The sequence below is a fragment of the Oceanicola sp. 22II-s10i genome (assembly GCF_002210105.1).
Taxonomy (GTDB): Bacteria; Pseudomonadota; Alphaproteobacteria; order Rhodobacterales; family Rhodobacteraceae; genus Pseudooceanicola.
In genome coordinates this window covers 1-12,411 of record NZ_AQQU01000016.1, presented here as the reverse complement: position 1 = coordinate 12,411, position 12,411 = coordinate 1, and the positions used below count along the sequence as shown (strand labels likewise).

Genomic DNA, 12,411 nt, shown 5'->3' with positions numbered 1-12,411 from the left:
AGCTCTAGGTGTGATGGCTGCAGTGTAGGGATTATCTCCGCCAATCAATGTCATCCACGCCGCGCCTCTGTAGAGGTCGCGGTGCCGTCAGCCGATCAGGTAGACCCGGATCGGCATCCAGATACCCATGACCATCATCATCAGGTTCTCGGTGAGCGAGACAAAACCGAGCGGCACCTTGCTGTCGCCCCCGACGCAGGCGCATTTCAGCTCGCGCTTGTCGATATAGACCGCCTTGAAGACCGAAACCGCGCCGACGGTGCCGATGAACAAGGCCACGGGTGCCGACAGCCAGGTGAGCGCCCCTGCGACCATGAGGATACCGGCGAAGGCCTCTCCGAAGGGATAGAGATAGCCGTAGCGCACCCAGCGGTGCGCCAGCAGGTCGTAATTTAGGAACATGGTCGAAAAGCTTTCGACATCCTGAAGTTTCTGCACTGCAAGCAAGCACATCGAGATCGAGATGAACCATTCCAGCGCGCGCAGGCTGAGGATGGTTCCAAAGCTGTACCATGACAAGCCGAGCGCCATCAAAAACGCGACGGCAAAGATCGCGATCACCGGTTGATAGGAGGTGTCCGAGCGTTCGCTTTCCGGTGCGTCAAGGCCGAAATGGACCCGCAGATCGTCATAGCCGCCGATGCGCTTGTCGCCGATCCAGGTCTGCGGCGTGGTCTCGACCCCGTGATTTTCCATGAAAGCATCAGTTTCCTCGCGTGTCGTCAGGTGGTGATCCTCGACCTCGTACCCTTCCCGTTCGAGCAGGTCTTTGGACTTGAGACCATAAGGGCAAAGGTGATCCAGCATGACCATCCGGTAGAGTTGGGCTGTTTTCGATGCGTCTTTCGGCATGGTGTTTCCTCCAGTTTCTGGTTCAGGCACCGCAACCGTAATGTCCGCGATACCCTGCACGCAGACCGGGCCCAAGTTCGAGAACGAGATCGGCGTCCTGCATTTCGCCACTATTTGCGGCCAATGTGCCGGTTCCGCTCGGCGCGCTCAACGCCACTGTCATGCCTTCCTTGCCCCAAGTGCTTCCGGCGTCGCCAGCCTCCAGCCGCACCAGATCGCCGCTGATCTTGGCGAGAGCTACACTCCCACCGTCGATGCGGCCCACCGCCAGCGCAGGCCTGCTTGTGGTGGTGTAGGTGAACGTGCACGCCGCGCCGTCCGGGAAGAGTTGTGCGATGTCCTCCCGGGTCAGGAATTCAAGATCGAGAATGGTGATCTCCGCCGTGGACAGCGCCTCGTCAAGGCTCACGATCTGCGCCGGTCCGCTTTCTGACTGTGCCGGACTGTCACCATTGGCGTCGATATCGTTCACCAGATAACGCATCTCGGCGATTTCCTTGTCCTGCGCATAGATGATCTCATCCGCCAACTTGCGCACGCGCGGGTCCGAGATATCGGCGCGGCTGGAGGTCATGATCGCGATCGAGTGGTGCGGGATCATTGCCCGCATGTAGCTGGTGTCGCCCACCGTCACCTGGCTGCGGACCAGCCAGAGCGAGGCGGCAAAGACCACAGCGGCACCGATGAAGATGGCGGCGTTAGCCGTCTTGCTGGAATACATCGACAGCATGAAGCCCAGCATGATGATCGCCATGGTGGCACCCATCAGGAGAGCCATGTAGACCCGCGTTTCCGACCAGAACACATGCGTCCAGAGGTAGGTATTGAGATACATCAGACCGAACATGACGACGGTAGATGTCGCGATCATCGCGAAAAAGCGGCCATATGACATGAAGTTGTCCTCTCTCGAAATCGTGAAGTATAGAGGTAGAACAACTTTCCCGCGCTGGAATGTTCCGAAAAAGCTGCAGCCAGTCGCACCTTATGGGTGGCGCTGCCCGCTGCGGGACATATCTTAATCCGCTGCCCTGGCGGTCCGGGTCTTATCCTCTTCCATAGCCAGATCTGCGAGAATCGGACAATCAGGCCTGTGATCGCCAGCGCAGGCATCGACAAGGTGCGACAGCGTCGCGCGCATCTCGGTCAGTTCTGCGATTTTCCGGTCGATCCGGTCGAGGTGTTCTTCGGCGATCTGCTTGACCTCGGCGCTGGCGCGGTCGGTGTCGGCATAGAGTTTCAGCAGGCTCCGGCAGTCCTCGATGGTGAAGCCCAAGGCGCGCGCCCGGCCGAGAAACGCCAGCTTGTGGACGTCGCTCTGCCGAAAGCTGCGATAACCGTTGGCACTGCGCAGCGGCTCGACCAGCCCGATGTCCTCGTAGTAGCGAATGGTCTTCGCGGGAAGGCCGGACATGTCGGCCACGTCTCCGATGTTCATGATAGTTTCCTCCTTGAGCTTATTCAGCCGGGACTGGTGACAGGTTGGCGGCAGAGCCGGGTTGCGCCTGTTCCTGCATCGCCGGGCGGACGCGGCGCAGGCGCAGCGCGTTCGTCAGTACGAAGACCGAGCTGAGCGCCATTGCCCCAGCCGCCAGCACCGGCGACAGCAGCAGGCCCGACACCGGGTAGAGCAGCCCCGCCGCCACCGGAATGAGGGCCACGTTATAGCCGAAGGCCCAGAACAGGTTCTGGCTGATGTTGCGCATCGTACGCCGCGACACTTCCAGCGCGTTGACCACGCCGCGCAAATCGCCCGACATTAGCACCACATCGGCGGATTCGATGGCGACGTCGGTGCCGGTGCCAATGCTGATGCCCACGTCCGCATGAGCAAGCGCGGGCGCATCGTTGATGCCGTCGCCTACAAAGGCGATGTGCTGGCTCGGGCCGCGCAGATCGTCCAATGCCGCCACCTTGCCATCGGGCAGCACGCCCGCGATCACATGGTCGATGCCGGTCTCGCGGCCGATGGCCTCTGCCGTCTCTCGCTTGTCGCCGGTGATCATGGCGACCTTCAGGCCCAGATCGTGCAACGCCCGGATGGCCGCCGCGCTGGACGGCTTTACCGGATCGGCCACGGCGATGACGGCGGCCACCCGCCCGTCGATGGCGGCATAAAGCGCGGTGCGGCCCTGTTCAGCCAGGCGGCGCTCGGCGTCGGCCAACGCGCCGATGTCCACCCCTTCGCGCGTCATCAGACGGTCGGCCCCCACCAGCACGTCGCGGCCTGCGACCTCGGCCCGGACACCGTGGCCCGTGATGGAGGTGAAGTTCCGCGCGTCGTGTCGAGTGACCGTCTCGGCTTCCGCCGCCCGCAGAATGGCCTCGGCGATAGGGTGTTCCGACTGCGCCTCGACCGCCGCGACCAGGGCCAGCACCTCGGCCCGTTCAAAGCCGTCGGCCAGCACCAGATCGGTCAGTTCGGGGCGCCCTTCGGTCACCGTGCCGGTCTTGTCCAGCGCCACCACATCCACTGTCGAAAGCTGTTGCAGCGCATCGCCCTTGCGGAACAGCACGCCCATTTCAGCGGCACGGCCGGTGCCGACCATGATCGAGGTCGGCGTGGCCAGCCCCATCGCGCAAGGGCATGCGATGATCAGCACGGATACACCCGCAACGAGGGCATAGGACAGGGCGGGCGAGGGGCCGACCAGCAGCCAGACGATAACCGTAAGCAGCGCCAGCGCCATGACCGCCGGCACGAACAACAGGGTGATCCGGTCGACCAGCCCCTGGATCGGCAGCTTGGCGCTCTGCGCCTCTTCGACCATGCGGATGATTTGCGCCAGCGTCGTATCCGCTCCCACGCGTGTCGCACGGAACTGGAAGGCACCGGAACCGTTGACGGTCCCGCCGGTGACGGGATCGCCCACCAACTTGGCGACAGGCACCGGCTCGCCGGTGATCATGCTCTCATCGACGCGGGCGCTGCCTTCGGTCACTTCACCGTCCACGGCAATCCGCTCTCCGGGGCGCACGAGCAGGATGTCGCCCGCGGCGATGCGCTCGATGGCCACGTCCTCAGGCTCTCCGTCCACCAGCACGCGGGCGGTCTTGGCCTGAAGGCCCAGCAGCTTCTGGATCGCTGCGCCGGTGCGGCCCTTGGCGCGCGCCTCCAGCCACCGGCCCAGCAGGATTAGCACGATGATGACCGCCGCCGCCTCGAAATAGACGGCACGCGACCGTTCGGGCAGCAGCGCGGGCGCGAATAGCGCCACGAGAGAATAGAGATAGGCGGCAGAAGTGCCGACCGCGACAAGGCTGTTCATGTCCGGCGCACGCTTGAGCAGGGCTGGAAACCCGCGCGTGTAGAAGCTGCGCCCCGGCCAGAGCAGAACCACCGTGGTCAGGACGAACTGGATCAGCCAGCTTGCTCGATGGCCGATCGTGTCGCCGATCAGACCATGCATGCCGGGGATCAGATGCGCGCCCATTTCCAGCAGAAACACCGGCAGGGTGAGGGCCGCCGCCAGGGCGGTCCTGCGGGCCAGCATCCGCGCCTCTTCATCCTTCCGGACACTCGTGTCTTCCGCCTCTCTGTCCTGCGGCAAGGTCGCGGGATAGCCTGCGTCACCCGCCGCCTTCAGCAGGTCTGCAACCGCAACCGCGCCTTCGAGATACGTTACCGTCGCAGTTTCCGAGGCCAGATTGACGTTCACGGCCAGCACGCCTGGCATCGCCGCCAAAGCCTTGTCCACCCGACCGACGCAGGACGCGCAGGACATGGAGGCCACGTTCAGGCGAGTGCTCTGCTTACGGGCCGGATAGCCAATCTCTTCCAGCTTTTCGACGATGTTCGAAATGCGCTCTGGCGCGTCGATCTGCGCCTGAGCGGTTTCGCTGGCGAGGTTGACTCGAACGTCGCTGACGCCCGGCAGGCCGGAAAGCCCACGCTCCACCCGCCCGACGCAAGAGGCGCAGGACATGTTCTGCAGGGAAAGTCGAAGGGTATGCGAATCCGACATGGGTGACTCCTGATCCTGATCCTCCGAGAGATAAGGGTTCCATTCGCTGGAAGGTCAACAGATGCATCGAGGAATTTTTTCGGGCATTGACCTTCCCATAGGGGGACGGCCTAGATGGCAGCAGTAAGAAGGAGATCGTGATGATCAGGTTCAGCGTGCCGGACATGAACTGCGGACATTGCACCGCGTCGATAGAGAAGGCCATTGTGACGATAGACCCACACGCGACTGTCACCTGTGACCTGACTGCGCGTTCCGTCGAGGTAGATAGCGCATTGGATGAAAGCGCTCTGAAGGCAGCGATTCACGATGCGGGCTACGGATCGCAAAGACTGAGTTAGTCCCGGCACTTCCAGTCATTACTGAAGTACTCACTACCATTTTCGCGTCTTCTGTCTGACTGGTGAACGTTGCTATGTATCTATTGCGCAACAGTTTTGAGCGCTCGCAGCGAGAATTCGCCTGCCTCGCTAGAATGTGCCAAACCTTCCCGCGCTGTAAGCGTTGACTAATTTGTCAAAACGTCCAAGTTTCCGTTCATGAGAATGCGTGTCGCCACTTCGGTATGGGTGAAATTCCTCACTTGCTTCGCTTTTGCGTTGGCATTGGTTCTGTCTCCACCTTCTGCGGCACACGCGGCCTCGGGAATGCATGATGGTCAGCATTCTGGATCGATCAGCGCCCTTCTCAGCGAACCGACAGTTGGTCAGGGAACTGATATCCACGCCGACCACATGAAACACCCGGCGACAGTTGACGTGGATGACATATCCTCCGACATTGGTGAAACAGAGCATCAATCAACTCAGTGTTGTAACGGAATATGCATTTCTGTCGTCATTCCAGACGCAGACTTGGTATTCCCGGATCCTATTGCTGCGAAAAAATATATGATCCTGAGCGGTCAGACGCATTCCGTCGAAACATCAGGGTTTCTGCGGCCCCCTCGATTCCTGATCTGAAACGGCGCCCAATCCGGGTGTGAGCCTTGCGCAGACTCTGCGTGAGACATCGTTCATCAATCAGGTTACCTTCATGAAAATTCATCTACTTATGGGGGCTTCGGCCCTCGGGCTTGGCGCATGCGCCTATGAGCCTACCCCTTTGCCCTCCGTTGCGACACAACAGGCTGTCGTCAACGCGACCGTTTCGTCTCCGATCAGCTATCAAGATCCATTGGCTGGCTACACCTATCGTGGTCCGACGGGTCCCCGTGATTGGCGTTCCGTCAATCAAGAGCAGACGGAGGGCAACTGATGCGGCTATCGAAATTTCCTCTGCTATTCGGCTTTCCGCTAATTTTGGGTGCCTGCGCAACCGCTGTACCGGGCATCTACACGGAACCGAAAGCCGGCTTCGCCAACATTTCCAGCCAAGTCACACCGGCCATCGGCAAACGGACTGCCTTCGCCGAAACCCAGGCCGAAAACGAGGCTTTGAAAAAGCAGGTGCATGCGATGGTGCATCGCAAGACCATTTCGGCGGACACCGCCGTTCAGGTCGCGCTCCTGAACAATAAAGGTCTGCAAGCGTCTTACGCCAATGTTGGCCTGTCGGCCGCTGAGGCCTGGCAGCAATCGACGCCGGAAAACCCGATCGTATCAATTGGTGTTTTGGGAATCGGTGCGCCTGAGCTCGGTGCCTACAGAGCGATCGAAGGGCTGATCCGGTCGAACGTCCTCGATGCCACCACGCGCAAACAGCGCATGGCCATTGCTGATGCAAGCTTCCGGCAGGCTCAGCTCAATGCCGTGAACGACACACTTGCGCTGGCCAATCAGACGCGAAAGGCATGGGTCGATGCAGTCGCCGCCTTCGAGGCAGTGAGCTATCTGCGGCGCGCGAAAGCGACCTCTGACGCCGGCTCTGAACTGGCGATGAGGTTGGGCGAGACCGGCGCACTCAACAAAGCTGGGCAGGCCCGCGAACAGGCATTCAATGCCGAACTGGCGGGGCAACTTGCACAGGCACGATTGAACGCCACTCGGTCCAAGGAGGCTTTGACCAGGTTGATGGGTCTCTGGGGCACCGAAGTCGATTACCATGTGCCAGATGCCCTTCCTGCACTGCCGCGTTCTGTCGGCCGTGTGACCGACATCGAGGCCAAGGCGCTCCGAAACCGGGTGGATCTGCGTGTTGCCAAACTTGGCCTGGAAGCGCAGGCCAAGGCGTTTGGGCTGACCGATCAGACCCGCATTGTCAGCGATCTTGAGTTCATTGCCGGGTTCGAGGCGGAGCGGGAAATTGAGGACGGAGAAACGGAAACCGTGACCACCCCTCAGGTGGAAGTGGAGTTCGCGATCCCGATCTATGACACCGGCAAGGCCCGGATGCGCAAGGCGGAATTGTCTTATCTACAAGCGGCCAACGTGCTCGCAGAGAAGGCCGTGAACGTCCGGTCCGAAGCGCGAGGTGCTGAGACTTCCTATCATGCCGCATATAAAATCGCGCGCCACTACCGCGACGTTCTGGTGCCGCTACGCACGACCGTCGAAGAAGAGGGTTTGCTGTCTTACAACGGCATGATCACCAACACTTTCGAGCTGCTGACTGACGTGCGCGAGAAACTTGGCGCATCCCTGGAAGCGGCAAATGCAAAACGCGAATTCTACATGGCACAGGCCGATCTGACCGCCGCGATCTATGGCGGCGGCGAAGGCGGCGGTGGTGCTGGTGGAGAAGGCGCAACGCTTGCCGCCGGTGGCGGTGCAGGACACTGAAAGGAACTGACATGTTGAACAGACGTCAATTACTCGGAGCCGGCGCGGCAGGCGCAACGCTGGTCTCTTCAAAAGCCTGGGGTCAAACCCTGAACATGGGCCTACCCGAAGCCGCGCAGATGGACAGTGCGGCAACGGCGATTACGGCGCGTCCGTCGTCGGGGCCGGACTACACACCTGTGGTCACGCTGAACGGGTGGACCCTGCCGCACCGGATGAACAACGGGGTCAAGGAATTTCACCTCGTCGCCGAACCGGTAGAGCGCGAACTTGCCGACGGCATGATCGCGCATTTGTGGGGTTACAACGGCCAGTCCACCGGCCCAACGATCGAAGCAGTCGAAGGCGACCGGGTCCGCATCTACGTCACCAACAAGCTGCCGGAAGGCACGACAGTGCACTGGCACGGGCTCATCCTGCCTTCGGGCATGGATGGGGTCTCCGGGTTGAGTCATCCCAGCATCCCGCCAGGCAAAACGTTCATCTACGAGTTCGACTTGGTGAAATCAGGAACCTTCATGTATCACCCCCATGGCGACGAAATGGCGCAGATGGCGATGGGGATGATGGGCATGTTCGTGGTCCACCCCAAGGATCCCACGTTCATGCCGGTGGATCGCGATTTTCTGATCATGCTGAATGCCTTTGACATCGATCCCGGCACATATGTGCCGCGCATCATGACGATGACGGACTTCAACCTGTGGACGTGGAACAGTCGGATCTTCCCCGACATCGATCCGCTGGTCGTGAACAAGGGCGACAAGGTGCGAGTACGCGTCGGCAACCTCACGATGACAAACCACCCGATCCACATGCACGGCTATGACTTCAAGGTCACCTGCACGGATGGTGGCTGGGTGCCGTCAGAAGCGCAATGGCCGGAGGTCAGCATCGACATCCCCGTGGGCGGGATGCGCGCCTATGAGTTCGTCGCAGACCATCTGGGTGACTGGGCGCTTCACTGCCACAAGTCGCACCACACGATGAATGCCATGGGTCACGATGTGCCGACGTTCATCGGGGTCAACAAGAAGCCGCTGACCCAGAAGATCCGTCAGTTCCAGCCGGAATACATGCCCATGGGCATGTCCGGCATGGGGGACATGGCGAAAATGGAAATGCCGCTGCCTGACAATACGATCCCGATGATGACGGGTTGGGGGCCCTACGGCCCCATCGAGATGGGCGGCATGTTTTCGGTCGTAAAGGTGCGGGACGGCATCGACGCGGACGATTACTCCGATCCCGGCTGGTACGAAAATCCTCCGGGCGAGATGGCCTACGAATGGACTGGCGAATTGCCCGAGTTCGCCTCGAACAACAGTCCCAAGACCATTCTCACACCAAAACCAAACTCGAAGGGCTGAACGGCCCTTCGTCGACTCCAACCAAACCAAACCTACAGGAAAACCAAATGAAAAAACTTCTTCTGAGCACCTCTCTCGTCCTTTTCGCTTCAACGGGGGCTTTCGCTGACGTTGGTCATGCCAAAATGGCCATCGGTATGCCCGGCCATACGGCAAAAGTCGACCGGACGATTGATGTAACCCTGCTTGAAAACGACGAAGGCGAAATGCTGATCGAGAGTGAGGAGATGACCATCAAGCAGGGTGAAACCATACGCTTCAACATCACGAACAAGGGTGAGCTGGAACACGAGTTTGTTCTCGACACGCTGGAAAATAACGCCGAGCACAAGATCGAAATGGCCAAGATGGACATGGAACACGACGACCCGAACCGTATCCGTCTTGATCCGGGTGCCACGGGCGAGGTCGTCTGGACGTTCGCGAATGCTGGTACGTTCGAAGCCGCGTGCCTGATCCCGGGTCACTACGAATCCGGCATGCACCGTGCGGTCTCGGTGGGGGACCAGATGGCTCAGGCTGACGTGGAATACACGAGCGGGACCATAAAGAAGATCGACGCCAAGGCCGGCAAGGTCACAATCATCCACGGCCCTCTGGTCAACCTCGATATGCCCGCGATGACGATGGTATTCCGCGCGGACGAAGCGATAATGGCCAAGATGGCAGAAGGTCAGGACATCGAGTTTGTTGCCGACCGGGTCAAGGGCAAGCTTACTGTCACGCAGATGAAGTGAAGACTGACCTTGGGGCCGAGGCGTACATGCCCGGCCCCAACGCTTTGAGGCAATTAAATCAAGCGCTACGGAGGTAGCCGAGCATTATGAATTTCCTGATAACCTGCACATGCGCCCTTGCGCTCGTCGTTCCGGCTTTCTCAGTGAACGCTTCCAGTGGCAAAGGTCAGCAACCTCATGCAGCAATACACGTTTTGCTGAAATAGAAGTATCGTCCAGCTTCACGTTCAATACGCGGATCGTCTAAAGCCTCAATCGCCGTAGTCTGAGCGCGTTCGCGATGACCGAGACCGACGAGAGGCTCATTGCGGCGGCGGCGAACATGGGCGACATCAACAGCCCGAATACCGGGTAGAGCACGCCCGCAGCTAAGGGCACACCGAGCGTGTTGTAGGCAAAGGCCCAGAACAGGTTCTGGCGTATGTTACCGATCGTCGCCACGGCCAGCGTCCGTGCCTTGACGATACCGTTCAGATCGCCGCTCAAGAGAGTGATGCCCGCGCTTTCAACCGCCACGTCCGCACCCGTGCCCATGGCCAGGCCGACGTCCGCTGCGGCCAGAGCCGGTGCATCGTTGACACCATCGCCGGCCATGGCGACCTTTTTGCCATTCGCGTGCAGCTCGTCCACCAGCGCCTTCTTGTCTTCCGGCAGAACTCCAGCCCGGACCTCGTCGATGCCGAGGAGCTGCGCCACGGCCCTTGCAGTGCGTTCGTTATCCCCCGTAGCCATGATTATCCGCAGGCCCGCCTCGTGCAGTTCCTTGATGACCTCGGCCGTCGTTTCCTTGATCGGGTCGGCGACGGCGACGATGCCGGACAGTTTTCCTTCTATGGCCACGAACATGGCCGTCTTGCCTTCGCTGCGCAGAACGTCTGCCGCCTCCTCTGCTGCGGAGGTGTCGAGGGACATGTCGCGCATCATCGCGGTGTTACCAAGCGCGACGGCGTGGCCCGAGACGGTTCCGCTCACACCCTTGCCGGTCACGGCTTCGAAGTTCTCGGCATTGCCGACTTTGATACCTCTCTCTTTCGCGCCTTCGACGATGGCCTCTGCCAGCGGGTGCTCAGAGCCTTTTTCCAAGGCAGCCGCGAGGCTCAGAATGGTTTCTTCGGTCTCGTCGCCCAGAGCGTTCACATCGGTCAGCTTCGGCTTGCCTTCGGTCAGGGTGCCGGTCTTATCGACGATCAGCGTATCGACCTTGGCCATGCGTTCCAGCGCTTCGGCATCCTTGATCAGGACACCCGCCTGTGCACCGCGCCCTGCAGCCGTCGTGATCGAGATCGGCGTCGCAAGGCCCAATGCACAGGGGCAGGCGATGATCAGCACTGACACCGCCGAGGCGATGGCAAAGACGAGCGCAGGTTCGGGCCCGAAGCCGAGCCAAGCGGCGAAGGAAAGGATGGCGACCACGACAACGGTCGGCACGAAATAGGAAGAAACCTTGTCCGCAAGCCCCTGGATCGGTGCGCGGGATCGCCGCGCGTTCGCGACCATCTCGACGATCTGGCTCAGCATCGTGTCGGCACCTACACGAGCGGCTTCTATGACAAGGGAGCCGTTCTTATTGATTGTGCCGCCGGTGACCGTATCGCCCGGACCTTTTTCGACCGGCAACGGCTCGCCAGTGATCATGCTCTCGTCGATGGATGACGTGCCGTCGACGACCTTGGCATCGACGGGGACCGCGTCGCCGGGGCGCACCCGCAACCGGTCGCCCTCCACAATGTTTTCCAGCGGCGCGTCATATTCCGTGCCGTCGGGCAGGATGCGCCGCGCCGTTTTCGGGGCCAGATCGAGCAGTGCCCGGATGGCATCGCCGGTCCGTTCCCGCGCCCGCAATTCCAAAACCTGTCCGACGAAAATCAGAGTGATGATAACGACGGCGGCTTCAAAATAGGTGCCGACTCCCGCGCCCATCCGGTAAGCCTCCGGAAACACGCCCGGAAGGAATGTGGCGACCAGCGAATAGATGTAGGCCGCGCCGACACCAAGCGCGATCAGCGTCCACATGTTGGGCGAGCGGTTCACGATCGACGCCCATCCCCGCACGAAAAACGGCTTCGCTGCCCACAACACGATAGGCGTCGCCAGCAGGAACTCGATGTATGTCGCCAGCCGATGTCCGATCAAGTCCCGGACCGGCAAACCGACCAGCTCTCCCATAGTCAGGATAACCAGAGGAACGGCTGCGGCGGCACTGATCCACATCCGGCGGGTAAAGTCGGTCAGTTCTTCGCTGGGTTCATCCGACGGCACCATCGGTTCAAGCGCCATGCCGCAGATCGGACAGGCGCCGGGCTCGTCACGAACTATCTCGGGGTGCATTGGGCAGGTGTACTGAGTTCCGGCTTTCGGGGTCATGCTGTGATCCGATGCCGTACCTGAGGCATAGTAGATCGGATCGGCCTCGAACCTGGTCTGGCACTTATCGGAGCAGAAGTAGAAGGTTTCACCGTCATAATCCGCCTGACGGGCCTGCGGAGACATAGTGACGGACATGCCGCAAACTGGATCCTTGGCCTGATCGGATGACCGCTCTCGCGGGTGCGGTTCTGTTACCTGTATCATGCTCTAGCCCTCCAAAATGATGCCAATTCCTAAGATGGGGCTTCCAGCAACTGGAAGGTCAAGCTTGGATTGCTGATTAGCGAAGGAAAGCTGATTGATACTGCCAATATATTACATAATAAACAATACGCGTGTATGCACTGTACGCGCAAAGTTAAAATGTCCCACATCTGCAAAGTAGAAATGTCACACTTCC

10 protein-coding genes are annotated in these 12,411 nt (G+C 60.3%); 5 read left to right on the top strand and 5 right to left on the bottom strand.

The window, feature by feature from the left end:
- Positions 1–87 precede the first annotated feature (87 nt).
- The 4 genes from ATO6_RS22505 to ATO6_RS22490 form a co-directional block, all read right to left on the bottom strand.
- A complete protein-coding gene (locus ATO6_RS22505) occupies positions 88–852 on the bottom strand; it encodes a MauE/DoxX family redox-associated membrane protein (protein WP_170317858.1) in 765 nt (254 codons plus the stop codon).
- A 22-nt stretch (positions 853–874) separates the two neighbouring features.
- Positions 875–1,747 carry a DUF305 domain-containing protein gene (locus ATO6_RS22500; protein WP_009503819.1) on the bottom strand — a complete coding sequence of 291 codons (873 nt, stop codon included), beginning with the start codon at positions 1,745–1,747 and terminating at the stop codon, positions 875–877.
- A gap of 123 nt (positions 1,748–1,870) precedes the next feature.
- Positions 1,871–2,290: a Cu(I)-responsive transcriptional regulator gene (gene cueR, locus ATO6_RS22495; protein ID WP_009503818.1), complete on the bottom strand. Its 420-nt coding sequence runs from the start codon at positions 2,288–2,290 to the stop codon at positions 1,871–1,873.
- Between the two features lie 19 nt (positions 2,291–2,309).
- Positions 2,310–4,817, bottom strand: a complete 2,508-nt coding sequence (locus tag ATO6_RS22490; protein WP_054540801.1) for a heavy metal translocating P-type ATPase — start codon at positions 4,815–4,817, stop codon at positions 2,310–2,312.
- A gap of 140 nt (positions 4,818–4,957) precedes the next feature.
- Here ATO6_RS22490 and ATO6_RS22485 point away from each other — a divergent pair, with 140 nt between their 5' ends.
- From ATO6_RS22485 to ATO6_RS22460, 5 genes are all read left to right on the top strand, one after another.
- On the top strand, positions 4,958–5,158 hold the full coding sequence (locus ATO6_RS22485) for a heavy-metal-associated domain-containing protein (protein ID WP_009815466.1): 201 nt from the start codon (positions 4,958–4,960) through the stop codon (positions 5,156–5,158).
- 204 nt (positions 5,159–5,362) lie between these two features.
- Complete coding sequence (locus ATO6_RS22480; RefSeq protein ID WP_230040108.1) at positions 5,363–5,779, top strand: hypothetical protein; 417 nt, start codon at positions 5,363–5,365, stop codon at positions 5,777–5,779.
- 294 nt (positions 5,780–6,073) lie between these two features.
- Positions 6,074–7,537, top strand: coding sequence for a TolC family protein (locus ATO6_RS22470; protein WP_054540802.1), 1,464 nt, complete (start codon positions 6,074–6,076; stop codon positions 7,535–7,537).
- An 11-nt stretch (positions 7,538–7,548) separates the two neighbouring features.
- Entirely contained in the window at positions 7,549–8,907 is a 1,359-nt protein-coding gene (locus ATO6_RS22465; protein WP_141102058.1) for a multicopper oxidase family protein, read from the top strand.
- A gap of 47 nt (positions 8,908–8,954) precedes the next feature.
- The gene (locus ATO6_RS22460; protein WP_040618641.1) at positions 8,955–9,644 is read left to right on the top strand and encodes a copper-binding protein; all 690 of its coding nucleotides are present in this window, start codon (positions 8,955–8,957) and stop codon (positions 9,642–9,644) included.
- A 243-nt stretch (positions 9,645–9,887) separates the two neighbouring features.
- Here the strand turns inward: ATO6_RS22460 and ATO6_RS22450 are convergent, their stop codons facing one another.
- Positions 9,888–12,146, bottom strand: a complete 2,259-nt coding sequence (locus ATO6_RS22450) for a heavy metal translocating P-type ATPase (protein ID WP_231035893.1) — start codon at positions 12,144–12,146, stop codon at positions 9,888–9,890.
- Positions 12,147–12,411: the final 265 nt, after the last annotated feature.